This is a genomic window from Roseateles puraquae (assembly GCF_002205845.1).
In the GTDB taxonomy this organism is placed as follows: domain Bacteria; phylum Pseudomonadota; class Gammaproteobacteria; order Burkholderiales; family Burkholderiaceae_C; genus Pelomonas; species Pelomonas puraquae.
Genome location: NZ_NISI01000010.1, coordinates 111,459 through 135,820 on the forward strand (window position 1 = coordinate 111,459; position 24,362 = coordinate 135,820).

A 24,362-nucleotide genomic window follows, 5' to 3' on the forward strand; every position below is an offset into this window, starting at 1 on the left:
TGCGCCGGCCTTCACGAGCTGCGCCAAGGCGCGGCACAGGTTGCCACCACACCGCCGCGCGACATGCTGGCGTCTAGTCGACCTTGTGCAGATGGTCGCGTGCCGGCCGACCGGCGAGCCAAGCGAACAGGCCGGGCGCATCCAGCCGAGCAGCGGCAAGTGCTTCAGCGGCCTGTGCCCTCCAGACAAGATCACCGGGCTCCTGGAAGGTCCGGCGAAGCTCCCGGATCGTCACCAGGGCGTTCTCGGCCCACTCGCGGAAGTCCTGGAGCTCCCAGTAGGCCACCCTGCCGAGGTGCGGCATGGCGCCGTCTTTGGCATGCTTGGCCGGCGTCACGAGGACCGGATGGATCGATGCCCCGACGGCGGACGGGACGTGCTCACGCATCCAGTCGGGGTGAGATGCCGCCTGCCGGGCTTTGGTGGCATCGATGACGGAGGCATCGCCTTTGGCGTTCGCATGATCCTCGAACACCAACGCAAGGTTTCCAACGATCCACCAAGGATCCGGGGAAGCATCGCTCTCGCGCTTTCCGGCTGAGAAACCCAGATGCTCACCGAGCAGCACTTGCGCCTGCTCGAAGCCTTCGCCGGTCTTGAGGCCGTCGCGGATGTCTTTCTCCCGCGCCGTGAAGAGCCTGTTGTGGACCGTGCCCAGCTTGACCAGCTGAGCCTCCAACTGCTCGACCTGCAGCATCAGCGTGGTGTTGGCTTGGTCCGTCGCTGCCGTTGCAGGGGTGTTCGCCCGTGCCAGGTTGATCAGCCACGGAATGCCCATGGCGGCTTCCTTCGCCTTGCGGTACTGGGCGCGAGCGTGCGCTTCGAAGCCCTGTTCGCCGTCGGCTGCCGCCATGTCGGCCGAAGCCCCGGCGAGGTAGTGCCAAAGGGCCCGGTAGCCCCGCAGGCCGCTGTCGGTCAGGGCGCCGAGCACCTCGCGCGCTGCTTCGTAGGCCTTGACGTAGTCCTGGTTCCACACCGCCGTCTGCCAGGCGATCTCATCGCCAACGATGCTCGCCAGCTGGGTCATGGCCGGGAAGGACGCCTGTGTGGCGCCCTCGCGAGCTTCCAGGATGCTCTGGTTGGCATCTTCCCAGACCTCGTCGTGCCGCAGGAAGATGTCGAAGTTGTCGAGGATGTCCTGGGTCTTGACCCCGGTCGACTGGTCGACCCCGAACTCCAGCTCCGCCTGAAGCTCGGGATGGAAGAAGCTGCGGCGCTTCCGATCGGTAAGGTAGGTCGGCAGATCCTCCCCCGTCACGACGACGGCGGAATAGTCGTTGAGTCCGCGTGTGCATCGGCCGATCGCCTGCATGACGCGTGTCTGGACCCGCTCGTTGAACAGCAGGGCCGCCCCCATGCGGTTCATGAGGAACCGCTCTTGCAGGTTCGTGGCTCGCGGCAGACCCTCAACGAAGAGGAGCCGACAGTCATCGTCGGGGAAGTCGATGCCGTCATAGCGGTTCGCGACCACGGCCACCGCTTGCTTGGCCGTGGTGAACGCGGTCTTGCCAGCTTCGAGCTCGGCGGCCGTGATCACCGGAAACTTTAGGCTCTTCGTGACGTCGGCTGCGATTTCATCGGCGTCAACCTGGCTGGGCGTGAGCACCAAGCTGCGCCCGGCCCGGCGCATCATCTCGTGGCGCAGGTTGAGCACCTCGGATTCCTCCAGCGATTTCTCCGGGAAGATGAAGAACCGCCGACCGATGCCTTGACGCTCCCACCCCTCAGGGATTGGAAGCCGTTTGATCTTGGGCCGGCCGGTCAGCCGCTCGAGGTCGCCGCCGGCGCCAAGCGTTGCCGACATGAAGATCCGCTGCTTCGCGTTGGCGAAAGGGGCATGGGACCACGTCGGAGGAATCAACGGCCTGAGCAGGATCTCCGATGAGGAGACGTAGAGCTGGCATGCGTGGATGTGGCTGCCGAGCATCCGCCAGGCGAAGCGCTGGTCAGCTTCGGCGATGTTTTCCGCGATCGCGGTACGCAGCTCGTCGCTGATCTCCAGCAGCTTGTCGGTCGGGATCTTGTCAACCCACGTCGCATCGTCGACGCTTCGCCAAGTCCCCGTCAGGCGCCCATAGTCAGAGGCTGTCAGACAGGTCTTGAGCACGCTGGCCACCGCATTGAACAGCGTCTCATCCTCTTCTTCGAAGCGAGAAATCCGCAGGGTCCATTGACTGGCGATGTAGTTCTCCGCCGCGTGGGCGTCGTCCACGATGATGATGTCAGGATCTTCGAAGAAGGGGTTGACGTTGAACAGGCTGCTGTACGTTGTGATGGCCACTCGCTCGCCGTCCTGGTAGGCCGTCTTCGCCTCAGGCGTGTAGTTCTTGACCTTGCCCGTGAAGGCCTGAACCGTCAGCCCGTACTTCGCGAGGCCTTCCTCCGCCACCTGGTTGACCAACTGCCGCGTGGGGCAGAGGTAGACCACTCGCTCCTGGAACTTGCGCCTGCGCCACTCAGCCAACAGCAACCCGACCAGCGTCTTGCCACTGCCCGTGGGCAGTTGGAGCGCGACATCCGAGGCGTTCAACGCCTGAGCGACGTAGTTGCGCAAGACCTGCCCTTGATGGTCATACAGGCTGGCATGTTTGCGCCGAGGAAGGTCGCGAAAGAGCCGGTCGGGACTCTCCGGTACGGCGGCGTGTGTCGTGGGCTTCTTGAAGGCCATGTTTTCGGATCGGGTTGGCCGGATCTCTGCCGATGCGGCTGTCGGGCTGCCTCCGCGGCGCGGCGGCAGGGAACTTTGCCACGCGCAGAAGACCAAACGACCGCCCGGACGCCTGCTTGGTGAGGTGAGAAATACCGCCGGAGCGGTGGTGAAAGAGATCTCGGCCGAAGCCGCCAGCACCGTTGGCGGCCGGCTCGGTGCCGGGGACGAAGAAGGGTCTTCGAAGAATGAGCAGCACATGGAGCTGCGTTGGTGCCACTACAGTAGACCTGAGGCAAGGTCATCGATCGCCTACTCTCGAATGACGCCCCCTGTCTTCAGTACCGAACCGCCTCGGACCGGCACCGGCATGGCTACCCGGCTGGCGAAGGACTTCGGCTCGTTCGCGGACCTGTCCGCCGTCTACGAAGTCGACAAGGACTACCGCATCGTCCTGGAACACCGGCCCGCAAGCATGACGGCGGTCATCGCACCGCATGGCGGTGGCATCGAGGCGTACACCTCGGACATCGCCCGGCAGATCGCCGGCCAGGACTTCAGCTACTACCTCTTCGAAGGGCTGCTCAAGGCGGGGAACTTCGCGGCGTTGCATCTGTCGAGCCATCGTTTCGACGAGGCGAGCTGCCTCGAGCTCTTGAGCGGCTGCGACCACGTGGTCGCCATCCATGGCTGTGGGCATGAAGGCGAGCGCGTATTGCTAGGAGGCCGGGATGCGGAGCTGCGCCGAGCGATCGGCGACTCGTTGAGGGAAGCCGGCCTAGTCTGCGAGGATGCCCCTGACGGCCTGGACGCGATGGATGCAAACAACATCTGCAATCGGGGCCGCACCGGGGCCGGTGTGCAGTTCGAGCTGACCTTGGCGCTGCGTCGGTCACCACGGCGCGAGCTCCTCATTCGAGCGGTCCGCAGTGTCCTGCAGCGCGCCTCTTGACGCAGTACTTCAACGAAAAGGATCTGCATGACATAGAGCGACTCGGCGGAATTCTTCGCGTTCCTGAACGAGCGCGATCCGCCTGTGGTGGGGGTGGAAGGCAGCGTCCACGTTTTGTCGTGGCGTGCCGTGAGGACGGCATCCAGCGACCTGCACCTGATGCTGATGCGCGAAGGCGGCGCGGTCCGCAATACCTCGGCAGTGGCTTTCGTGGATGCCGGCCGGCGCGCGCTCGTGACGTCTTCGGGCGCCTATGTGCTGCACGGCCCACCCGAGGCTGAGCCGGTCACCAAGGACATGCTGCTGGCCAACGCCGCTCGGATCGGACTTGCAGATGCCGAGGACGTGAGTGAGGCTCTTTGGTCCGAACTGTGCAGTGCTCGTGCGGTGGGCCGTAGTCCCAGCTGATCAGGAGCCTGCCTACGCCCGGGCTTGAGGGCCCGGTCTACCGGGCCGGCCGGTCCGCTATGCCTTGGCCGTGATGCCAGGCACTGCGGCGCGAGACGACGGAGTCAGGCACTGGTCCGGCGCGGCGAGAGCGCTCGCCAAGGTTTGGGCCAACGCAGCATCGCGATGGCGGACGGTGGCGACATGGGCGCCCCGCATCGGACGGATAAGGCGAGCGGTGCTGCGCATGCGCGCCGCATCGGCAAGCACGATCTGTAGGTTGATGCAGGCGTCGATCGACGTCTGCGGCTCATCGAACCAGATGACCATGAGCCCCGTACTGATCGGTTGGGGGTCCGACGCTCCGTTCCGCGGCAATGGCACCCGCCTCTCAAGATCCACGAGATAGCGGATGTGAGGCCTGCCACTGGAATCGACGGCGCTCAGCCTGACACAGATGCCATGCTTGGTGCGCCGACAGTCCGGGTCGCGGTAAAGCCAAGTGCGAAGCTCTCCGTCCACTTTCGCTGGCAGCTTGAAGACGACGGGTTTGTCGGCGCCGGCCACGCCGGAGTACGGGTCCCAGAAGTCGAGGCTCACTTCGACGTCGCCATCGATGACGATCTTCTTCGGTGAGTGAAGGAGGAGGTCGCGGAATTTCAGCAGCTGGTCGTCAAAGGGTGTCTCCACTTCCTCCGTCCCCGAAGCGTCCGCCCCGGGATCGAGCGTCTCGTCGCCCACGATCTTGCCTTTGATGGCTCCGCCACGGGGAAGTGGCCGCCCCTTGATGGCAGTCCAGGGGCCTCGGGAAATGCGGCGCCTGGTCCGCTTCTTCTGCTCCACCGGATCGCCGTCGATGGGCTTTCGAACCTCGACGTCCAGCAGATTCGGGAAGCGTGCCTTGAGCGCCGCGACGGCCGGAATCTCCGCGGCCCCGGGGCTCCACCCCCCGGGTGTTTCTTTTACCTCGACATCGCCGGTCGGAGCGATGCCGCTGCCGCCGTTCGGGGGCGGCGGTTCCGGCGGCGGCTCGTCCGTGTCGTCGTACTGCGTGACCGTCCTGATGCGGCGTCCACCCTCACGGTAGATTTCCAGGGCGCTCCAGTCCTGTGCGAGGTCGACCGAGAGGATGTGAGTCAACAACAGGTAGTCGCCGACCTGCCGGAAAAGCCCGCTCACCTGCAAAGGTCTGGCGAAAGGCGGCCAGACGTCAAAAGGGATCGGCGCCCGGGGCTGGTGCATCCGGGACGCGGTGATGGCCTTGAAGATCTGCTGTCCGATGTCGATGGCGTCGGGCTCTTTGAGCAGCGCCGCCAGATAAAGGGCCTCGTCATCGGTCCACTGGCGCCGCACCTCGATCCGGACGGGATCTGCGTGCAGGTCGCTGTTTGCCGGGTTGTAGAGGTGCATCTCGGGGTTGTGCAGGTGATCCGAGGTGACAGCGTTGATCAGCGTCGTGGAGATGCCCCAGAAAAACAGGAACAGGGTCGCGGACGGGATCAGAACCTCAGGCATGCCGGCCGTCGCCTTGACCCGGATGAGCTGCGAGTTGTACTCGGGCGTCTGCGCCAGCGTCGCAGTGAACCGAGAGAGGTTCAGGGCCGCCCGGTCGATCCTCGACGTGTTCCCTGGACTGAGATCGAGGGTCACGGTTTGCCGCACCAGCTTGTCTGATGCAGTGGCCGGCCTGATCAACCCGCTGTCTCCATCCATGTGTGCCCCGAGGTGAAGCAGGTGCATGTGCGCCAGCGAAACCAGACGCCGTTCTACGCGCTGCTCCGCTCGAGGCACGTCCGTCAGCAGGAAGTAGGTATGGATGCCCAGTACAGACGCCGCTTCGGCCATTTCCGCGAGCTTGCCAAACCACAGGACCAGCCAGCGGCCGGAAGGAAGATGAAGCGGGAGTCGGTGCGTTCTTGCCAAGGTCCGGTAATGCATGCGCCGACAGCAGGCGCTCCAGTGCGTGCCAACTCTCTCACGCACGATTCGACGATCCGGCCAACAAAATCACGGATGCGCCCGGGCCGCATGCTGACTCGCTCAGAAGTGGCGGTGACGCAACGAGCCGGAGGAATGGCAAGGCGGCGGATCATCGCGCGACAAGACCTGACCCCTAACGCCGACGCTGACAGCCGGCTTGGCCCAACGGCATCGTCAAAAGAAGCACGCCATCGAGCCGATGGGATCGGTGAGCCTCCACAGGTCTAAGTCGCAACTTGACCTGAAGGTCGCAACTGAACGCTCGTTGACCTGTCCGGCGGCGCGCGATTATCGAGAATTACCAACAATTATTGGATCGTTTCCTCGCAAATATTGTTCCCATCTAGCGTTTAACTGACAACTTCGCAAATAGCGAACCTGTTGTCAACCTTCCTTGGGCAGGTCGGCCGGGGCGAGGTTCACGGTGATGCGCTTGTTGGCAGGAAACGAGAGGCCGCTGTTCTGCAGGGCGGCCCGCACCCGCTCGCGGGCTTCCTTGACCTCGGTGTCGGCCAGGCCCACCACGGTAAAGGTCAAGCAATATGTGCCCTGCCATGCGCACGGGTCGATTCGTCGCCCACTAATGGCCCGGCTCACGCCGGGTTTTCCACATTCCAACCAGGGCCGGAGTCGGGGCGCAGTGCATCGGGGTTGCTTACGCCTCGCCTCCGGCGCCGCCTCACGGCGGCTTCCACACCTCCAGGCCCATCTGGATCAGCCGGTTATCCAGGCCTGCAGGGGTGCTTTTGTCGCGCCCGCACGGGTACTGGGCGGCGCAGCGAGTGGGGCCTGCCGTGTACCAAAAGCCAGAGCGCGCTGGAGGTGCAGGCGGAGGGGCGCCGAGGGTGCCGGACGCCCAAGGCCCGCCCGTTACAAGATGTGACAACGCCGAACCCTGCGGTTGTCACCGATGGGGAAGGAGTTTCACCGCCGGTGAAATTGATTCGCTCGAATGGTGAATACTTCTCACCAATAGGAAACTGCTATGGGCGAAGGATATTCACCAGCAGTGAAGAAAGCTCTCCACAGGCGATATTCGGGATGCTCGCGAAGTGCAAGTAACTCTGGGCATGAGGGCCCCTTGAATAAATCGCGTGTTTAGGCGGTGTATACAGGGGGTGCTCGGCGGGCGAGCGATCCGCCAAGTATCAGCTCGAGAATCCACGCAAAGGTTATGCACAGCAGCCCGCGGGGCGATATTCGCCAGCTCAATAGATTCCTTCAATAGTGAAGGTCCTTCCGGCAGTGAGTAGTATGCGCCGGCAGTGTTGGGGCTCCACCCTCGGTGGCGGGCGTCCACCGGCGGTGACGACTCTTCGCCCTCGGTGACGCTTGTGCGCTCCGCGTCCAGGCCCATCACCGCGAGTGAAATCGCAGCGCTCGATCCAGGCCCCACGGCCCGTAATCGCGCACCCTCGGTGCCACGCGCGCGTAGCAAAAGCCAGGCATCCAGGCCCGCGTGTAGCAATGGCCAGGCGCCCCGCAGGCGTGTAGCAAAAGCCAGGGCTCAGCGCTTCAAGTGGACATGGCCGGGCCGGGCCTAGCGGCCCAATGCGTAGGGGTCCTGAGGCTCAGTTTGTGGAGCCGAGCTGGCGCTCCAGCTGCAGGCGGTGTGCGCGTGCGCCGGGGGGGTGGTGGCGGGCACCACTTGGTTCGAGCTGCAGGCCGGGCACATGAGCTTCGCCTTGCCGATGCCCATCCTTCGCCCGATGGAATACAGCAGCCGGATGCCGGCGCTACGCCATGAACGCATAGCGCACACAGCCCAACCCCCCTCCCAGCGCAGAGCCGAGAGGAGTGGACCTCTGGTACACGACAGCCCGGCGGGCAGCGCAGATGGCGCCGCGCCAGCAGCAAAAGCGGCGCCACGCATGAGCCCAGATGGGCTTGCCGGGACCGCCTGCGAGACGCCACCCGAGGGGCTATGCACCGCTTCAGATCGCGGCTGCAAGGGCCTACTGCGCGCGAGATTTGGGCTCCGGCTTGAGGGGCGCAGGGGCTCAAACTGGCGGCTCGAAGAGGCGTCCAGCGGGCCTTGAGGGTGCACATCGGAGAGGTGTCTCAGCTGCGTTTCGAGGGGGCGAAGGGCTCCGACGAGCCGCCGCGAGGGCACCGGGAGAGATGGCTTTGGTTCGATCCAGCAGGGGCAAACCAGGGCGCCGCGCGGATGGTTCAGACACGTAGGTGTGCGGCGTAGCCAGAGTCGCTATGGCGGGACGCGGGGCCTGCCGGGCAAGGGAGATTTTGAAGCTGAGCACGCTTGGCAGCCCGTAGGGTAGTCGACCTCTCCGACGTTTGAGTAGAGTCATTCAGCCTGCCTCAGCTCTCCGACCTCTTGGGCGCGCGCAGATTGACAGTTAGGCAGAAGCCAGGCAATCGCCGGTTTCCGCCCTGATGCTGGCGCTCTGCAGCGCAACGCTGAATGCCTGGTATTCGCTCGATTGCACGACGGCGGCTGGAGCGTTTTTTCTTGCGTGCGGCGCCACCAGCCGTCTTTACTCGCGGCGACGCCGGCAGCTACTCCACATGCTCCACCGGCGTCTCCACCGGCGTGTACGTTGCCTGCTCCATAGGCTGCACCAGCTGGCGCCTACAACTGTGCTCTGTCAGCTGACGTGCATCTACCCGTGGCGGGCTCCGTCGCCGTCGCCATCGCCCGTCGAAATGTCAATACCAACCTGAGGACTGCAACCGCTTCAGTCACCAGCGCCAGACACGCGACATGCGCGAGTTGATGCACGGGTCGATAGCCTGCTGCGCATAACAGGTCAGGCATGCAAGCGTATCGTTCCTACCGGTGGGCACTCGTGGCAAGATTGGTACTTCAGCCAGACGAGTGGCATAGCTGTGGTCTAGGGTTAAGTACCGTTGACCGTCGGCGAAAAACACTGTACATAGATACAGCACTCCCGCGCGTCAGCTGCCAACGCCCCGGCGCGTACAACGCCGATTCGTTGGGGAGGGCGAACACGGGGCGGCGTAAGTGCGTCGTCGGATATGAGAACGAGAAATCTCCGCGCGACGGACATGCAAGCATTCCGATTTGTCGACCTCTTTGCAGGCCTGGGTGGTTTCCATCTGGCGCTCGCCCGCATGGGCGGCCAATGCGTCTTCGCGGCCGAATGGAAAGAACACCTGCGTGACCTGTACCTGAAGAATCACGGCCTAAGGCCCGCAGGCGACATCACGCAGGTTCATCCCAATGAAGTGCCTGACCATGATGTGCTGACGGCTGGGTTCCCCTGCCAGCCGTTTTCGAAGGCTGGCGAGCAACTCGGTTTCGAGTGCACCGAGCAGGGTAATCTGTTCTTCAACGTCGCAGCGATTCTCAAGGCAAAGAAGCCTAGATTCTTCATCCTCGAGAACGTCCCAAACTTGCTTAAGCACGATGAGGGTCGAACCTGGGAGGAAATCCAGAAAATCCTAGGACCTGGGGACGAAGGGCTTGGCTATAACATCCGTGCGGAACGACTGTCGCCTCACCAGTTCGGCATTCCGCAGATTCGGGAGCGCGTTTACATCGTCGGCTCTCTACTGCCGCTTGACGACTTTGCCTGGCCCATTACCAGCAAAGACGAGACCAACATCGACACTGTGCTTGACGAAAGCCCGAGCGATGCCAAGCAGCTGTCGGCACAGGTTAAAGAGTGCCTCGAAGTCTGGGACGAGTTCTTGAAGGCTTGCCCGGAGAACGTCGAGTTACCGTACTTCCCGTTGTGGTCTATGGAATGGGGTGCCACCTACCCCTACGAGACGACCACCCCGCATGCGCTACGGACGATTTACGGCAAGGACGGCCTGGTTGGTTTCAAGGGCAGCCACGGAAGCAAGGTCGGCACGTTCAAAACGCTGGAGGGGCGCTGGGAAGCCCTACCTAGTCATGCGCGGAGCGCAGACATGACCTTTCCCAAGTGGAAGCAGGACTTCATTCGGCAAAACCGACAGTTCTATGAGGACAACAGGGCCTGGATCGACCCCTGGCTACCGAAGATATTGAAGTTCCCATCAAGCCTTCAAAAGTTCGAGTGGAACGTCAAGGGCGGCAACCGCAACATCTGGGACTACGTCATCCAGTTTCGTGCATCCGGCGTGCGCGTAAAGCGGCGCACCACCGCGCCGAGCTTGATCGCCATGACAGACACGCAGGTACCCATCATCGGCTGGCAACGGCGCTACATGACTCCGCGCGAGTGCGCGCGACTTCAAAGCATGGACGGCCTCAAAGCGTTACCGTACTCGCGAGGCCGGTCACGGCCTGCAAGCTACCCATCGGTATGCCCCCATCAACCAATACTTCAGCCAGAGCGCCGGAACGTTGAACGACCGCGACCACTGCTTCTCAGACCGTATCAGCCTGCAGTTGCGTCGATTCGACTTGGGGACGCAGCAACGGACCCAGACGGCCGCCGACATCCATGACGTAACTTGGTTTGCCCTCAATGTGCCCGAGAAGCTGCGCAAGTCACTGCTCATCGAGGAGCGTTGATTGAGCCTGTTCGCTTCATTCCAAGCGTTGCCGTTGGCGACGTCTGCTATCGAATTCTCAGCATTGCCCCTGCCCGGCCCGAGAGGAGACTTCCTGGCCAAGGCAGGCGACGGTGGCCCGGTGTTCCTTTTGAAGGACTCAAGCCCCGCGAGCTACTCGCCAGCCATCGAACTCAAGCACGTCTACGTGCAGTTTCACAGCACATGCCGGGTGACCGCGGACAGCGGCGCGGTCGAAGGCCAATTCGCGGTCATCTCGTGCGATGCCAGCGTTTCTGAACTCCATGAAGTATTCATCCGCTGCCTCGCCGCTGCCATCGAGCAGTTACCCATCAACGCGGCAACGGCGGACCTGCAACGATGCCTTCAGTCGCTCCTTGACCTGTTTCGTGCCCTGGGTCGGCCCAGCAATCGTGAAGTAACGGGCCTCTGGGCCGAACTCTTCGTCATTGCACGGAGCAAGAACATCGCCCAGGCCCTCCGTACCTGGCATGCAGACCAGTTCGAACGCTTCGATTTCTCCTGGCCTTCAGGGTGCCTTGAAGTGAAAGCCGCCGTCAGCGAGTTGCGACAGCACGAGTTCGCACTTGAGCAACTGATGCCGCCACTTGGCGGGGCCGGATATGTCGCCTCAGTGCTCTTGCAGAACCAAAGTGGTGGCGTCGGGGTCGTCGACCTGGCTAACGAGATAGAAGCCGGGGTCGCCGGCGAGCCCCTCCTGCGACAAAAGCTCTGGGAGAGCATCGCCGCCGCGCTCGGGAGCGACTTCTCAGAGCGCCTGGACCGTCGGTTCGACCCGTCGTATGCCGAACGCAGCCTGGTCGTCTTTGCGATGGCTGACCTGCCAGCGCCCGATCAGCCTGGTGACGCCCGCATTACCGCCGTCCGTTTTCGCGCTGACCTTTCGACGGTGGCCAGTTCGCTGGGCAGCAGCGGCAGAGCTGTTCTCGATTCTCTGTTCAACTAGGGGTTGGTAGCAGCATCTGCGGGTTGGCGCATGCAACCTTGCCATCACATGCCTCAAGCAGCGTCAGCTGCGGCCACCAGTTCTGCCACGGACCGCGGGACGCGCGCCCATTCGTCGCTCCACCGACTCGCGCAACGAAGCCCGGGCCGATGTATTCAACTACATCGAGATGTTCTGCAACCCCAGGCCGCGTCACGACACGGCCGGCGACACTTTGCCGGTCGAGTTCAAACGACGTCATTCCCATCGGCTCACGGGTGTCTAGGAAACCCGGGGCGATTCGTTTGGCGTCCGCGCCTTCCATTCCGCTCACTGACAAAGTTTCGGGTTGCACGGCCGCACGAACTCCCGCCTCGGGGGGCGCGGCTGAGGCAGTGGTTCGATTGGGGGCTTAGGCGGAGGCGGTGCAGCAATTCCTTTATCAAGGAATGACACTTGCATACGATCCTCCAGCATGTTTCGCTGCGCAGCGCAAAGCGGGCTATTCGGCGCCTCCACTTTGCAATTAGCGGCTCTAAGTGGCTCGAAGCGATTGTTCAGCGCCCACGTCACTGCGCCTTGCTTGTACTTTGCTAACGCGGCGTGCGAGGCGCCCGAGACAATGTCCTTCCGAAGGTCCGGAGCGTTCATAGAAGCGGCCATCGCGTCTAGTTCGTCTATACCGCCCCTTTCAAGCGGAAAGCTAGACGCCCATTGATAATATTCATCAACGACGCGCTGGTAGTCAACGGCCTCAAGGTAATTGAACAGCGTCGGTGACTTTTTGGAGGGCACCTGATCGGCAACGTCTAGTTGCCCGCGCAGCGCCTGAGCGGGTACTGTGCCAGGACTCAATGCGTCAATATAGGCAGAATACGCCTTGTCGCCGTATTGCAAGGAAGCCGTTCGCCGTATTTTGCTGCCAATTTGCGCTGGGCTAATGTTCTTCGAGTTGCAGCCACTAAAATTGGTGACGCAATCCCGGATGAGCGTGCCAATTGACGACACGCGCAGCGCCATTTGATCATTAACTCTATAAAACTCATTCCAGTCAGCGTAATATATATTGTAATACTTTCCACTCTCTGATATTGCGCGGAGATGCTTTGATTGGAGATCACGCAGTCGATTAAGAAAACCGGACAGCTCCTCAATTTTTGCGGCCGTCGCCCGAATGTCGAATTCTCTTTCGGCCGGCCAATCTGCCAAGTTCGCGTAACTTTGAACCGTCATTGCATAGTAGTATGGTTTGAAATTGGGCGTGCCGCCGTAATCTTGGAAGCGTTTGATAAATTCCGCCACGCTAACAGCAGGCCTTTGTTGAACGTCCGCGCCAATCTCTCTCGAGTTAATGTCAACAGCCTCAGCAGTCGACGCTGCAAGTGTCTTTTCGCTGATAGACAAGGAGCCGGTTGCTAACGCACCCCCTCCGCTGATGCTGGCGTCAAACGCTTTCTTTTCAGACTGAGACGTCCAGTTGTAGTTAATTTTTCCCACTTGGCGACCGCCGGCTTCCATACTCACTATGTATCCGTCGCCGCACATTTGCCTGAAAGACTGCAATCCTTTTTCTCTTAACGTCTTAATAGCTTTTCTGGACAGCCGCACTTCACTGCCTGTCAATACGCCGTCATCCGGCGTATTTATTTGAACGCTATCGTAGTAAAAAGTAACTCGCTTCTCGGCAAGGACATAGCTTCGCTTTCCATCGAAAGAAAACTCTTGACTATAAGAGGCTGATGCATTCGCAGTTGCGGCCAAGCCGTTGTAAGACGCGCTCAAGCTACCACTGAGCATTTGCATCAGCGAATTTGTGTCTTCCACAAGATAATATCGAGCCTGGGATGCAATTGCGCGATCTTCCTTTGTGCGCGTCGATCTAGCATTTTCCAAACATACGCTGGGAACAACAGTTCCTGTAATCAAGTTGTATCCGTAGCCTGGCCGCGCATTGGGGACATAGTCAACGTCAAAACTAGTCCTGACCGCCGTTTGCGCCAAACAACTTGACGCAATTAACAAAGCAGACAATCCAAACATTGATATTTTCAAAGGAACTCCTCTGCTGGCCTGCAGATCGGTCGCGGCCTCGATAGCATTGTTGTGCTGGCAAACCGCGCCAGGCGTTCGGTTTCGCGACGTTCGCAAAAGTGGCGCAAATCCACTGGCGTTGAATTAATGAACGACAACTACGTCAGCGGCACAAGCGAATAAAAGTACCGTCGTCGGCTTGCCGTTCAAACTTGCAGTATGCGAGTACGCCCAAATGAATTTTTGGGCTCCGCTTTTGTCCTTACTAACACGCTCAAACACCGAAACATTGCCGCCCGGCGCAACGGTGCCTGCAATGTTCGCCAACGATAAGCGACCTGCGTCACCCTGCGCGTTCAACAGCTGAATCATCACGTCTGCCGTAATGCCGACCCACGCCTGCGGAACGAAGGCGCCGACAAATGTCGAGAACCAGCCTGGAACGGATTTAGTGGCGTTATCGTTGAGAGCGTTCTTTAAGAATGTCGCCTGAGACGCGTTGAGCACAGATGTTGCAGCCACCAGAGGCTTGTCCACAGTCAGCGATGTCACCTGCGCCGGCGTAAGCCTCTTCGAGAAGTTGCCGTTAGCGACTGTTGAGCCGATCTTTGTTAGCGCGGGGCTGTAGGCTGGCTTAAACATCACCTCGAGGCCCCTTACTTGCTCATCTGTTAGAGGTCCGCCGCAACTGAAGTCGGCGTGCGCGGACGAGACGCAGATAGCTCCAGCGATGAGCATTCCCAGCGATGTTCGGGTCACTCGTCTCTCCTTGAACCTGAATTTTCTTGCCCAACTAGTCGGCGCACGGTCCATGTTGACCACAATAGACCGCGTGCGCAAGTTCTCTCGCAAGGTCGTAGTCAAAGTCAACGCCGATGGGTGACCGGCGAGTCTCAGTGCTACGTTGATCGACACACCGCACTCATGCGGGCACGCCAGCGGGATAGGGAAGATGGCGGCAACACAGGGCCACGGCAATCCAAATTGGACGCGGGATGAAACCATCCTCGCCCTGAATCTGTACCTCAGCGTCGGCGGGCAGGTGCCCGGACCAGACGACCCGAAGGTGATTGCTCTTTCTGAACGGCTGCGAGCCCTTCCCGTACATCGTGAGGCCGTCAAGCGCGATACCTTCAGGAACCCGGCCGGTGTCGCCTTCAAGCTCCAGAACATCCGCCAGGTCGCTACCGGCAGCGGATTGGGCAACGTGTCGGCGATGGACCGGAGCACCTGGGAGGAGTTCGGGGGCTCGCCACTGCTGGTTCAGCGCATGGCGAATGCCATCGCAGATCAGGTGGCATCAGGCGAGGCAGTGGAAGCCGAAATCACGGCAGTGGCCGATGACGAGGAGTTCGCGGAAGGGCGGGTTTTGACGGCGCTGCACCGACGGCGAGAACGGGTGCCGAAGCTCCGCGGCTTGCTCATCACAAAACGCAGGGCTGAGGGTCGGTTGACATGCGAATGCTGCGGCGCTGGGCCATGGTCTGGTCACCCGGAGATGGCGCTGGCGGGTTTTGAGGCCCACCACGTCACGCCCCTCGCGGAATACAAGCCGGGCGCCGTGACCCGATTGCGGGACCTCGCGCTGCTGTGCGCTACCTGCCATCGGCTCATCCATCGCGCCATCAATGTAGAGCGTCGATGGGTGTTCCCGGCTCAACTGAGCGAGATGCTGGGTATGCCTTCGTAGCCGATGCGCCGTGCACTTCTGTTGGTTGCGGCGTTGGCCTGGTCCTTCAACGGGATCGCCCAGGAGGTTGCCGGCCGGGTCGTGGGTGTCCACGATGGCGACACCATCACGCTCCTGACCCCGGACAAGAAGCAATTGCAAGTCCGCCTCGCTGACATCGACGCTCCCGAGCTGGGCCAACCGTTCGGCCAAGCTGCTAAGCGCGAGTTGTCGTCGCTGTGCTTCAACCAGCAGGCAAAAGTGCAGACTCGCGCTGTGGACGTGTACGGGCGGACCGTGGGCTTGTTGTCGTGCCAGGGGCGAGATGCGTCTCGGCTGATGGTTGAACACGGCATGGCCTGGGTATATCGAACCTACCTCAAGCGCCCTGAATTGGTCCCGCTGGAGGAGGCCGCGAAAGGCTCTCACGCTGGCCTTTGGGCCGAGGCAGCAACGCCGCCGTGGGAGTACCGCAAGCAGATCAAGGCTGCGGCAGCAGCAAGCGCGACATCACCAACCGAGAGGCCGGCTCAGACTGTTCACACAGGGCCTCGGGGTGGCAAATACGTCATCAACTCGGCGGGGCACAAGGAGTATTTGTCGGGGCACAGGTAGTTCTGCACGTCCTCGGACAGGCGCCGCTCAACACAGCGACCGCACGGACGCTGCCAAGGGCTGCCTTCAGTGACCTCAAGTAACGCTGGCTTCACTTCAGACACCTTCTCAGGCAACCTGCTCATGAAACCACATTTCGAGAACTACTTCATTGACCGCGCCTCGCTATTGGGCGAGGTATTGTTCTATCACCTAACCCTCGAAGCGTTGTTAACGGAGATAATTAGGCGAAGTCCGAACGCCCCGGCAGAATCCAAGCTAGGCAAGCTAATGTTTGCCAAGAAGGCGGACGAGTGCTTGAGATTGGGGAAGCTGAGTAAAGAGCTCCACACTGCAGTTATGGCGCTGAACAGGGTTCGCAATAAATACGCGCATGAACTTGGGTTCGAAATCTCGTTTGATGCCGCGCTGGCACTTGCCAAACTCTGCGGAGAGGCTGGTGCAGACTTTACTGACGGCGTAGACGGATGCACTGCTGCTGAAGCCAAGACCCTTGGATACGACACTTTCAGCCTTCTGAATGAGACCTTTCGAAACACCTTCTTCGAGGTCGCATGCTATCAAGGCGAAGACGAGTGGCTCGAGTTCACGTCATGACGGAACTGGCTAATGCCATACCCTCGCTCGAGCTGACCCGCTTCGGCAACCCACCTTGACGCGATGAGGGTCAGCGCAGCTTGCGGACGACCGCGGTCCAGGCTAGTCGCTGGCGCCAGCACCCACTGCACTTCACCTACTCTTTACAAAGCAAGATCGGCGCTTGCCACAGGGCGTTTTGCGGAGATGTCAGTTGTCGGGCCCCAAATGGGGCTGCGGCGAGGCTATATCTAAAGATGGGGCCTGCAGTAGTCCCCTGCCGGGGAGGCCCGGCCCTCCCACCCTCTCCAGAATTGTCATGTTGTTCAGGAAGCTCTTTCCGTCGTTCTTCACCGGCGAAACCGGCAGCGCTCTGCGCGTTGCAGGCGGGCCGGATGCATTGCTCGTTGGTGCGTATCTCGTTGCAGGACCGCTAACAAACTACCTTGGCCTGTATCGGTTGCCACTGGCCGTCATTGCCGAGGACTTGAGCCTCACCATGGACCAGGTGCTTGAAGCCATGGCCCACGCGGAAGCCGTGGGCTTTGCACGGTACGACCACGCGGCGCGTGTCGTTTGGGTGGTGAAAATGGCGCAGTACCAAGTCGCCGCATTGACCAAAGAGAGCGATGGCCGAGTGAAGCAAGTCCGAAAGGACTTCGCCGCACTGCCCAAGCACTGCGCATTCCTCGACGAGTTCTACGCCATGTACGGCGAGAGGCTGATGCTGGACCCCGCCGAGCACCAAGCGACCTACGCACCGACAACGACGACGGCAAGGACGGCTGCTCACAGCATGGGGCGCGCCGTGCCACGCAAGCACCTTCAGAAGGCGCCCCGAGCGCCACAGGCAAAGCCTCAAGCTCCGACCAGTTCGCTGGCGGCGGTGGAGTTGCACACCCTCGCGGATGCGGCTGCAACTCCGCCGGATGGACAAGCGCAAGCCCCCGAGCTCCCGAGTGCCTCCGTCGCTCAGGGCCCTGAGAAGGCCACACGCCCTGCCATGCACGGCGTCGCCGAGTACACGCAGGCGCTGAAGATGTTGATGGGGCTACGCGAAGTGTGCCGTGACCAATACCCTGCAACTGGCGATGACCGGGCGAGCGCCTGCGCTGCGTGGATCAGGGGCGAGGCTGGCCCATACAAAGCGGCCGACTTGCTTCATCGCGCCATGGTCGTGGACGACCTGGACCTGTCCGAGGCCTGCGTGATGGTCCACGGCGCGCATCACTTCACCGCTGCTGACGAAGCGGCGTAGCCGCGACCTGCAACTGAGTGCATAGCGCAAGGCTCCTGCACCACTACTGCCAGGACTACAGGCCTTGCTGCGGTTAATTCTCCGAAAGGCGCCGGACACACCTCACGCGGCTGCTTTCGCGAAGCGGCGGAGCTTTGATTCGGCACACCAAGCTGCGGCGCTTGTCGCAGGACGTCGCAGCGTCCTGCATTGGTCGGAAGTAGGGCGGCCTCGTCCCCTCTGCGCCGCGTCGTACGTGAGTGACTGCCCCTGGAAGGCCGCCTGAAGTGGCGCCGCGTCCTGCTCCGTAGGGCGTCCTCTGTCAGCCAAGTTGGAGGTACGGATGTACCTTTGGATGTAGGCCAGCGAGTTCGGGGTGTTTCGCCAGCAGGCGATCCGGCCAGGTGAGGTTCAGAAAGAAGTCTCGCGCTAGCTCCAGGTTGGGGTTTGCTGTCTGACATCGCAGGCCCAGGTCTTCGAGTGCGCTGCACAGAGCGGACGCGCGTTCGATCTTGTCGACCGCTTGTTCGTGGTACAGCGCTTGAATCTCGTCGAGCGCCTGGGACACTGTCAGCCCCGTCCCCGGTACTTTCAACAACAAGATCGCCCGCCTCAGGCGCTCAGCCTCGACCGCACCCGGCAGTTGCGCGCCAGTCACCACAGGCGTAGGCGCATCGACGTTCGATAGCCCACCCTCGATCACTTGGAAAACGCCCGCTTTCCTTGCGGGTTTTGATGTGCTTGAGCTCATGGGGCCAGCTTAACGCGGCGCAGGGCGCTGACTATCAGGCGCCCGCTCGTGCTTGAGTAATTGGCCGCACTACAGGCCTTCCTGTGCTCGCTTCCGAAGACGCGCTGCGTACGCCGCCACGCGGCGGTCGTCGCGAAGCGGGCGGGTTATTGATGGCGCCGCGATACCACACCGCCAGCCCATCCCACTCGAAAAAACACCTCGACGCTGCGGTGCCGAGGGTGCGTGCGAGCAGGCGGCCGGCCTCGCCGTACGGCATCTCGCAAGTCTGCGCATTACCACACCATCGAGCTGACCATTGCCAGGCTTGACAACAAAACGCATACTCACCCTATGCACCCCGACGAATTCACCTCGTTCGACGCCTCATTTCCGACCTACGACGACTGTTTCAACAGCGCCGGCGGCTACCACTACGACCTGCACGACGACTGCGCGGTCGATCCATTTCTTGAGTCGTTCGATTACGGCACAACGGACTTGCAGGCCATTGCCATCAGGAACGCGCGCGAGGCGGGTGAGCAGATACAGGCGCAGGCGCTGGCTGCAATGCAGGTGGACGAGCAGGCGGCCGCGGTGTCGTGGGTGCAGGCCGTGGTGCGGGGTCCAGAGCCTGCCTACTTCGCTGGCGCGCCGGCGGTCATCAAGGGGCCCGAGCGCTGGACGCTGGCGACGCAACTGTCGACTGCGCTTGCGGCGGAGATTGGCTACCAGCTAGACGAAAGGGATGACGACTGCTGGCATCACCCCAGCGACCGCGAGTGGAAGCACCTGCCGACGGATCGCATCTACGCATACAACGCCGCCTACGAGCGCTTCTGCAAGCTGGTGGGCAAGAAGCTGCCGGCAGCCGCCCCGCTCAGCGAGGACGAGCTATACGAGGCCGAAGTGCATGCGCAGATGCTGAGGACTGAGCGCGAGCTTGAGCCGTCTGCGGTAGAGCGGATGTTGGGCTGGGTGCGGCTCAAGCGTGCGCAACTGCTCCACTGATGTTCAGTGGGCGCCGTGGGTGGCGCGCATGTAGTAGACGACCTCAAGGTACTCAGGTCGCGTGCCCGCAAGAGCTAAAGCCACCTGGTACGGCTGCCCATATTTAACGTGGCGGCGCATGGGATCGGCGCCCGCGTCGAGTAGGTCGTAAATCAGTTCAGGGTCGGCCCGCAGCTGCAGCGCGGCGTCGAGCTGACTGATTGAATCAGCGACGATGACGTGCGTGCTGGTGTGGCCCAGGCGCCTGCCCGTTGGGTTGGGCACGAGACGGTAGCCCGTCTCAGCCAAGCGCTCGCGCATCTCTTTCGCTGACCGCAGCTGATGCGGGGGCTTGAGCTCCAGCAGCTCGTCCACGTAATGCAGCAGCGCTCTGCCAGTAGGACACATCGACTCGTCCTCGACCTGCACGAGCACCGTGCCGTCCTCTTCGCGCAGCGTTGTCACCCAGCAGCCGCCGACTCGCTCTTCATGCACCTCGAAGCTGATCAGCCAGGGGAGAGTGCCCAGGTAGGGGCTCTTAGCTGCCTTTTTCGATTGTCCCGGCACGCACAGCGCCGATGAACGCCGCCAGTGCCCCTTGCTTCAGGTTGCGCTGCTTGAAGGCGGACACGCCTAAGTCTCTGAAGTTTTGAGCTGAGAGATGCAGCTTGTTGACCTTGGCGTACCGCTCCGCCATCTCGACCTGGCGACGCAGGCTATCTCCGTGTTGCTGCTTCTTGTTGCTGAAGCGTACGTAGGAATAGGCGGTTGGGCGGGCTGGCTCAATCATCCATGGACCTTCTAAGAAGGTGCCATTATCGCTCCAGCTTTGTGAAGGAGGGCAGCCCGTTGGCCAAATGGACTTCGACGGTCACCGGCGCGGCGGCGAGGCCGTCGAGCGCACGGGAATGGACGGTGGCAAGGCTCATCGCCGCACGGTAGGCGTGCCTGCGGAGGGCCGTCCAGCGGCCACCTGCAGCCCTCCCGCGTGCGGTTTTCACGCCCTGCACTGCGGCGGTGCGCGGCCGCCGAGATTGGTGCGCCAGATTGGTGCATTGGGTTCCGGGCTGGCTGCCGCCGGCCCAGATTCGTGCAAACGCCGGCCCGGGCGCTTGGCACGGAAGCTGCAATTCCCCGGCAGACCGTCCTTTTCCAACACTTGATTGAGGAGATTCGCCATGAAGTTGTCCCCTTCGCTGCTCGTTCTGGCCATGGCTGCCGTCGTCCTGCCGGCCGCTGCCGACGAGCCGGCGCCGGACCCGCTGTCGTTCAACATCGGCGCGGTGTCTGAGTACCGCTACCGTGGCATCTCCCAAACGCGCCTGAAGCCGGCCCTGCAAGGCGGCATCGACTACGCCGACCCGAGCGGCTTCTACGTCGGCACCTGGGCCTCGACGATCAAGTGGATCAAGGACGCCGGTGGCGACGCCCAGGTCGAGATCGACCTGTACGGCGGCTACAAGACCGAGATCTCCAAGGGCCTGACCCTGGACGTCGGCCTGCTGCAGTACTACTACCCCAGCAACAAGCTCAACCCCAGCGCGAACACGCTGGAGGTGTACGGCGCCCTGAGCTTTGGCCCCGTGACGGCCAAGTATTCGCAGAGCACGACCAACCTGTTCGGCTTTGCCGACAGCAAGAACTCGGGCTACTTCGACGTGACGGCCAACTTCGACCTCGGCGACGGCATGACCCTGACGCCGCACGTCGGTCACCAGACTGTCAAGCGCAACTCGGCCGCGTCCTACACCGACTACTCGCTGACCCTGGCCAAGGACTTTTCCGGCCTGGTGGTCAGCGGCGCCGTCATCGGCACCGATGCCAGCAAGACGGCCTATGCCAGCCCGGTCAACGGCAAGTTCATGGGCAAGACCATGCTGGTCGTCGGCCTGAAGAAGACCTTCTAAAGCGCACTGGAGTTCGTCATGAAATTGATCACTGCCGTCATCAAGCCCTTCAAGCTCGACGAGGTGCGTGAGGCCCTCAGCGCCATCGGCGTGCAGGGGCTGACGGTCACCGAGGTCAAGGGCTTCGGTCGTCAGAAGGGCCACACCGAGCTGTACCGCGGTGCCGAGTACGTCGTGGACTTCCTGCCCAAGGTCAAGATCGAGGCGGCGGTCAATGACGACGTGGTCGAGCGCGTCATCGAAGCCATCGAGTCCTCCGCGCGCACCGGCAAGATCGGCGATGGCAAGGTGTTCGTGTCGCCGCTGGACCAGGTCGTTCGCATCCGCACCGGCGAGACCGGCAACGACGCGCTCTGAAGCGCGCTCATAACAACCGTTTGGAGAAACCTCAAATGAAGAAACTCCTCGCCGGCCTTGCGCTCGCCGCCGGCCTGCTCGCGCCAGCCGCCTGGGCCCAGGACCCAGCCTCGGCGCCGGCCTCCGCCGCTGTCACGGCCGTGGCTGACGCGCCCGCTTCCGCTCCGGCGGCTGACGCCGCAGCCTCGGCCCCGGCTGAGGCCGCCTCGGCCGCCGCCCCGGCCGTGCAGCCCAACAAGGGCGACACCTCCTGGATGATGCTGTCCACCCTGCTGGTCATCCTGATGACGGTGCCGGGTCTGGCCCTGTTCTACGGCGGCCTGGTGCGCAGCAAGAACATGCTGTCGGTGCTGATGCAGGTCATGGTCGGCTTCTCGCTGATCGTCGTGCTGTGGTTCCTGTACGGCTACAGCTTCGCGTTCACCGAAGGGGGAGCAGCGACCGGGAAGTTCATCGGCGGGACCGATCGTCTCTTCATGAAGGGCATCTGGGACAACGTCGCCGGTACCTTCGCCCTCGGCGCCACCTTCAGCAAGGGTGTGCCGATGTACGAGATCGTGTTCGCGGCCTTCCAGGCGACCTTCGCCGGCATCACTGCTTGCCTTATCGTCGGCGCCTTCGCCGAGCGCATCAAGTTCTCGGCCGTGCTTGCCTTCCTGACGCTGTGGTTCACCTTCAGCTACCTGCCCATCGCCCACATGGTGTGGTTCTGGGCCGGCCCGGATGCCTACACGGCTGCCGCCGTGGTGGATGAGACCAACGCCAAGGCGGGTCTGATCTGGCAGTGGGGCGCGCTGGACTTCGCGGGCGGTACCGTGGTGCACATCAACGCCGCCGTCGCCGGCCTCGTGGGTGCCTTCATGGTGGGCAAGCGCGTGGGCTACGGCAAGGAAGCCTTCACGCCGCACAGCCTGACGCTGACCATGGTCGGTGCCTCGCTGCTGTGGGTGGGCTGGTTCGGCTTCAACGCCGGCTCCGCCCTGGAAGCCAACGGCTTCGCCGCCCTGGCCTTCATCAACACCTTCGCCGCCACGGCCGCTGCCGTGCTGGCCTGGTGCATCGGTGAAGCCCTGCTCAAGGGCAAGGCCTCGATGCTGGGTGCTGCTTCGGGTGCCGTTGCCGGCCTCGTGGCGATCACCCCCGCTGCCGGCAACGTCGGCATCGGTGGTGGCCTGGTCATCGGCTTCATCGCCGGCTTCGCCTGCCTGTGGGGCGTGTCCGGCCTGAAGAAGCTGCTGGGTGCTGACGACTCGCTGGATGTCTTCGGCGTCCACGGCGTGGGCGGCATCATCGGCGCGCTGCTGACCGGCGTGTTCAACAGCCCCAACCTGGGCGGCCCGAGCGCCGTGGGTGACTGGGTCACGGCCGCCATGGTCGCCCCGGACGCCTACTCCATCGCCAGCCAGGTCTGGATCCAGGCCAAGGCGGTGCTGGTGACCATCGTCTGGTCGGGCGTGGTCTCGGTGGTGGCCTACAAGCTGGTCGACCTGACCATCGGCCTGCGCGTCACCGAAGAGGAAGAACGCGAAGGCCTGGACATCTCGTCGCACGGCGAGACGGCCTATCACAAGTGATCTGACGTGAGCGGCCGGCGCCTGCCGGTCCTCTTTCACGCAAAGCCGCCCCGCGCCACCTGGCCGGGGCGGCTTTTTCATGGGCGGGCGAGGCAGGCCGTTATGCTGGCCCGCCATGGATGTGATCACCCTGCTGTCGGCGGTGCTGGTCAATGCGCTGCTGATGCTGCTGGCGCTGGCGGTCAGCGTTGGCATCCGCGCCCGCGGTGGATTGCAGGCCTGGCAGCTGATGTTGCTCGGCCAGGCGCTCGGCTTCGGTCTGCTGATCGCGGCGACCCAGGTCTGGCCGCTGGTGATGGCCACGCTGGGGGTGATGGCGCTGAGCGGTTCGGCGTCGGCCATGGTGCTGACCTCCGCCCGTTTCCTGAGCCAGCCCGTGCCTCGTCGCGGCTTGTGGCTGCCGCCGCTGCTGCTGGGCATCGTGCACGTGTTCCTGTTCCCGGACCTGAAGCAGACCACCGGCGTCACCAATCTCACCATCAGCCTGCAGATCGGCTGGGCGAGCTGGCTGCTGCTCAACGGGGCGGGGCGGGTGCGCTGGCGCTGGCTGTGCGGCGTGGCGGCCCTGGCCAATGCGGTGTTGACCTTCGCCCGCGGCGTGCTGGTGCTGGGCTGGCCGGAGATCTACCCGCGCTTCCTGGTGCCGCACCCCATCAACATCTCCCACCTCATGCTGCTCAATGCCAGCCTGGTGCTGGGCACCATGGGCTTCTTGCTGGCGCACCGCGATGCCGCCGAGCAGGCGCTGGTGCGACTCGCCTCACTGGACACCCTCACCGGCCTGCTGAACCGGCGCGAATGGATGCAGCGCGCCGGCCGGGCGCTCGGCACCGCCTCCGAGGGGGCCGTGTTGCTGATGCTGGACCTGGACCATTTCAAGCGCATCAACGACGAGCGCGGTCATCCGGTGGGTGACGAGGTGCTCAAGCTGGCGGGGGAGGTGCTGCGCGGCGAATTGCGCGCCACCGACCTGATCGGCCGCTACGGCGGGGAGGAGTTCTGCCTGCTGCTGCGGCACTGTGACCCCGAGGCCTTTGGCCGGCTGGACGCCCGGCTGCACCAGGCCCTGCGGCGGCGCTGCGAGGCCAGCCTCGGCTTTGCCGTGGATTTCAGTGCCGGCGCAGTGCGGGTGCCACCAGGCGAGACCCTGTCCTCGGCCATCCAGCGCGCCGATGACCAGCTCTACCGCGCCAAGCATGCCGGCCGGGCCCAGACCTGCTGTGCCCCAGGCGTCTTGTGATCCTTTCGGCCGCCCCCAAGTGGGCGGTCGCCCAAGTTT

20 protein-coding genes and 3 pseudogenes are annotated in these 24,362 nt (G+C 62.7%); 14 read left to right on the forward strand and 9 right to left on the reverse strand.

Going from position 1 to position 24,362, the window contains the following annotated elements:
- Positions 1 to 73: 73 nt before the first annotated feature.
- Positions 74 to 2,668 (reverse strand): DEAD/DEAH box helicase, encoded by a 2,595-nt coding sequence (locus CDO81_RS20730; protein WP_088485145.1) that lies wholly within the window; start codon positions 2,666 to 2,668, stop codon positions 74 to 76.
- On the opposite strand from CDO81_RS20730, the gene CDO81_RS20735 reads away from it, so the two are divergent.
- Positions 2,649 to 3,599 (forward strand): poly-gamma-glutamate hydrolase family protein, encoded by a 951-nt coding sequence (locus tag CDO81_RS20735; protein WP_144397334.1) that lies wholly within the window; start codon positions 2,649 to 2,651, stop codon positions 3,597 to 3,599. The two genes, CDO81_RS20730 and CDO81_RS20735, sit on opposite strands and share 20 nt — an antisense overlap.
- A 159-nt stretch (positions 3,600 to 3,758) precedes the next feature.
- Positions 3,759 to 4,007, forward strand: coding sequence for a hypothetical protein (locus tag CDO81_RS20740; RefSeq protein WP_088485147.1), 249 nt, complete (start codon positions 3,759 to 3,761; stop codon positions 4,005 to 4,007).
- Positions 4,008 to 4,064: 57 nt separating this feature from the next.
- Here CDO81_RS20740 and CDO81_RS20745 read toward each other — a convergent pair whose 3' ends face one another.
- Positions 4,065 to 5,924, reverse strand: a complete 1,860-nt coding sequence (locus tag CDO81_RS20745; RefSeq protein ID WP_144397335.1) for a hypothetical protein — start codon at positions 5,922 to 5,924, stop codon at positions 4,065 to 4,067.
- Between the two features lie 432 nt (positions 5,925 to 6,356).
- Positions 6,357 to 6,551 (reverse strand): annotated as a pseudogene (locus CDO81_RS20750) (magnesium chelatase domain-containing protein); the annotation flags it as partial.
- A 2,442-nt stretch (positions 6,552 to 8,993) separates the two neighbouring features.
- On the opposite strand from CDO81_RS20750, the gene CDO81_RS20755 reads away from it, so the two are divergent.
- From CDO81_RS20755 to CDO81_RS29315, 3 genes and pseudogenes are all read left to right on the forward strand, one after another.
- On the forward strand, positions 8,994 to 10,385 hold the full coding sequence (locus CDO81_RS20755; protein WP_088485149.1) for a DNA cytosine methyltransferase: 1,392 nt from the start codon (positions 8,994 to 8,996) through the stop codon (positions 10,383 to 10,385).
- Positions 10,386 to 10,452: 67 nt separating this feature from the next.
- Positions 10,453 to 11,418, forward strand: a complete 966-nt coding sequence (locus CDO81_RS20760) for a PD-(D/E)XK motif protein (protein ID WP_088485150.1) — start codon at positions 10,453 to 10,455, stop codon at positions 11,416 to 11,418.
- Between the two features lie 112 nt (positions 11,419 to 11,530).
- A pseudogene (locus CDO81_RS29315) lies at positions 11,531 to 11,683 on the forward strand (IS3 family transposase); the annotation flags it as partial.
- A 44-nt stretch (positions 11,684 to 11,727) separates the two neighbouring features.
- Here the strand turns inward: CDO81_RS29315 and CDO81_RS27765 are convergent.
- Entirely contained in the window at positions 11,728 to 13,437 is a 1,710-nt protein-coding gene (locus CDO81_RS27765) for a hypothetical protein (RefSeq protein WP_144397336.1), read from the reverse strand.
- Positions 13,438 to 13,572: 135 nt separating this feature from the next.
- Positions 13,573 to 14,187, reverse strand: a complete 615-nt coding sequence (locus CDO81_RS27770) for a hypothetical protein (RefSeq protein WP_144397337.1) — start codon at positions 14,185 to 14,187, stop codon at positions 13,573 to 13,575.
- A 193-nt stretch (positions 14,188 to 14,380) separates the two neighbouring features.
- On the opposite strand from CDO81_RS27770, the gene CDO81_RS20765 reads away from it, so the two are divergent.
- From CDO81_RS20765 to CDO81_RS20780, 4 genes are all read left to right on the forward strand, one after another.
- Complete coding sequence (locus CDO81_RS20765) at positions 14,381 to 15,118, forward strand: HNH endonuclease (protein WP_088485151.1); 738 nt, start codon at positions 14,381 to 14,383, stop codon at positions 15,116 to 15,118.
- Between the two features lie 3 nt (positions 15,119 to 15,121).
- Positions 15,122 to 15,712: a thermonuclease family protein gene (locus tag CDO81_RS20770; RefSeq protein WP_088485152.1), complete on the forward strand. Its 591-nt coding sequence runs from the start codon at positions 15,122 to 15,124 to the stop codon at positions 15,710 to 15,712.
- Between the two features lie 123 nt (positions 15,713 to 15,835).
- Entirely contained in the window at positions 15,836 to 16,309 is a 474-nt protein-coding gene (locus CDO81_RS20775; protein ID WP_088485153.1) for a hypothetical protein, read from the forward strand.
- Positions 16,310 to 16,607: 298 nt separating this feature from the next.
- On the forward strand, positions 16,608 to 17,546 hold the full coding sequence (locus CDO81_RS20780; protein WP_088485154.1) for a hypothetical protein: 939 nt from the start codon (positions 16,608 to 16,610) through the stop codon (positions 17,544 to 17,546).
- A 301-nt stretch (positions 17,547 to 17,847) separates the two neighbouring features.
- Here the strand turns inward: CDO81_RS20780 and CDO81_RS20785 are convergent, their stop codons facing one another.
- Positions 17,848 to 18,276: a hypothetical protein gene (locus CDO81_RS20785; protein WP_144397338.1), complete on the reverse strand. Its 429-nt coding sequence runs from the start codon at positions 18,274 to 18,276 to the stop codon at positions 17,848 to 17,850.
- A gap of 333 nt (positions 18,277 to 18,609) precedes the next feature.
- On the opposite strand from CDO81_RS20785, the gene CDO81_RS20790 reads away from it, so the two are divergent.
- Positions 18,610 to 19,266 (forward strand): hypothetical protein, encoded by a 657-nt coding sequence (locus CDO81_RS20790; RefSeq protein WP_088485156.1) that lies wholly within the window; start codon positions 18,610 to 18,612, stop codon positions 19,264 to 19,266.
- A gap of 3 nt (positions 19,267 to 19,269) precedes the next feature.
- Here CDO81_RS20790 and CDO81_RS20795 read toward each other — a convergent pair whose 3' ends face one another.
- The 3 genes and pseudogenes from CDO81_RS20795 to CDO81_RS29320 form a co-directional block, all read right to left on the reverse strand.
- Positions 19,270 to 19,812: a hypothetical protein gene (locus CDO81_RS20795; RefSeq protein WP_158218369.1), complete on the reverse strand. Its 543-nt coding sequence runs from the start codon at positions 19,810 to 19,812 to the stop codon at positions 19,270 to 19,272.
- The gene (locus tag CDO81_RS20800) at positions 19,784 to 20,035 is read right to left on the reverse strand and encodes a recombinase family protein (protein ID WP_088485158.1); all 252 of its coding nucleotides are present in this window, start codon (positions 20,033 to 20,035) and stop codon (positions 19,784 to 19,786) included. Before CDO81_RS20800 ends, CDO81_RS20795 begins: the two co-directional genes overlap by 29 nt.
- Positions 20,036 to 20,075: 40 nt before the next feature.
- Positions 20,076 to 20,174: pseudogene (locus tag CDO81_RS29320) on the reverse strand (magnesium chelatase domain-containing protein); the annotation flags it as partial.
- A 249-nt stretch (positions 20,175 to 20,423) separates the two neighbouring features.
- Here CDO81_RS29320 and CDO81_RS20810 point away from each other — a divergent pair.
- From CDO81_RS20810 to CDO81_RS20825, 4 genes are all read left to right on the forward strand, one after another.
- Positions 20,424 to 21,152 (forward strand): TorF family putative porin, encoded by a 729-nt coding sequence (locus CDO81_RS20810; protein WP_088485159.1) that lies wholly within the window; start codon positions 20,424 to 20,426, stop codon positions 21,150 to 21,152.
- 18 nt (positions 21,153 to 21,170) lie between these two features.
- Positions 21,171 to 21,509, forward strand: coding sequence for a P-II family nitrogen regulator (gene glnK, locus CDO81_RS20815; RefSeq protein ID WP_088485160.1), 339 nt, complete (start codon positions 21,171 to 21,173; stop codon positions 21,507 to 21,509).
- 35 nt (positions 21,510 to 21,544) lie between these two features.
- Entirely contained in the window at positions 21,545 to 23,083 is a 1,539-nt protein-coding gene (locus tag CDO81_RS20820) for an ammonium transporter (RefSeq protein WP_088485161.1), read from the forward strand.
- 115 nt (positions 23,084 to 23,198) lie between these two features.
- Positions 23,199 to 24,323, forward strand: a complete 1,125-nt coding sequence (locus tag CDO81_RS20825; protein ID WP_158218370.1) for a GGDEF domain-containing protein — start codon at positions 23,199 to 23,201, stop codon at positions 24,321 to 24,323.
- The last annotated feature ends 39 nt before the right edge of the window (positions 24,324 to 24,362 follow it).

Bases quoted from the DNA above. Each gene is read 5' to 3' on its own strand.
- CDO81_RS20785 (WP_144397338.1), bottom strand. From the start codon at position 18,276: ATGAGCTCAAGCACATCAAAACCCGCAAGGAAAGCGGGCGTTTTCCAA.
- CDO81_RS20800 (WP_088485158.1), bottom strand. From the start codon at position 20,035: ATGATTGAGCCAGCCCGCCCAACCGCCTATTCCTACGTACGCTTCAGC.
- CDO81_RS27765 (WP_144397336.1), bottom strand. From the start codon at position 13,437: ATGTTTGGATTGTCTGCTTTGTTAATTGCGTCAAGTTGTTTGGCGCAA.
- CDO81_RS20775 (WP_088485153.1), top strand. From the start codon at position 15,836: ATGAAACCACATTTCGAGAACTACTTCATTGACCGCGCCTCGCTATTG.
- CDO81_RS20730 (WP_088485145.1), bottom strand. From the start codon at position 2,668: ATGGCCTTCAAGAAGCCCACGACACACGCCGCCGTACCGGAGAGTCCC.
- CDO81_RS20770 (WP_088485152.1), top strand. From the start codon at position 15,122: ATGCGCCGTGCACTTCTGTTGGTTGCGGCGTTGGCCTGGTCCTTCAAC.
- CDO81_RS20810 (WP_088485159.1), top strand. From the start codon at position 20,424: ATGAAGTTGTCCCCTTCGCTGCTCGTTCTGGCCATGGCTGCCGTCGTC.
- CDO81_RS20820 (WP_088485161.1), top strand. From the start codon at position 21,545: ATGAAGAAACTCCTCGCCGGCCTTGCGCTCGCCGCCGGCCTGCTCGCG.
- glnK (WP_088485160.1), top strand. From the start codon at position 21,171: ATGAAATTGATCACTGCCGTCATCAAGCCCTTCAAGCTCGACGAGGTG.
- CDO81_RS20765 (WP_088485151.1), top strand. From the start codon at position 14,381: ATGGCGGCAACACAGGGCCACGGCAATCCAAATTGGACGCGGGATGAA.
- CDO81_RS20755 (WP_088485149.1), top strand. From the start codon at position 8,994: ATGCAAGCATTCCGATTTGTCGACCTCTTTGCAGGCCTGGGTGGTTTC.
- CDO81_RS20745 (WP_144397335.1), bottom strand. From the start codon at position 5,924: ATGCATTACCGGACCTTGGCAAGAACGCACCGACTCCCGCTTCATCTT.
- CDO81_RS20780 (WP_088485154.1), top strand. From the start codon at position 16,608: ATGTTGTTCAGGAAGCTCTTTCCGTCGTTCTTCACCGGCGAAACCGGC.
- CDO81_RS20740 (WP_088485147.1), top strand. From the start codon at position 3,759: ATGCTGATGCGCGAAGGCGGCGCGGTCCGCAATACCTCGGCAGTGGCT.
- CDO81_RS20790 (WP_088485156.1), top strand. From the start codon at position 18,610: ATGCACCCCGACGAATTCACCTCGTTCGACGCCTCATTTCCGACCTAC.
- CDO81_RS20825 (WP_158218370.1), top strand. From the start codon at position 23,199: ATGGATGTGATCACCCTGCTGTCGGCGGTGCTGGTCAATGCGCTGCTG.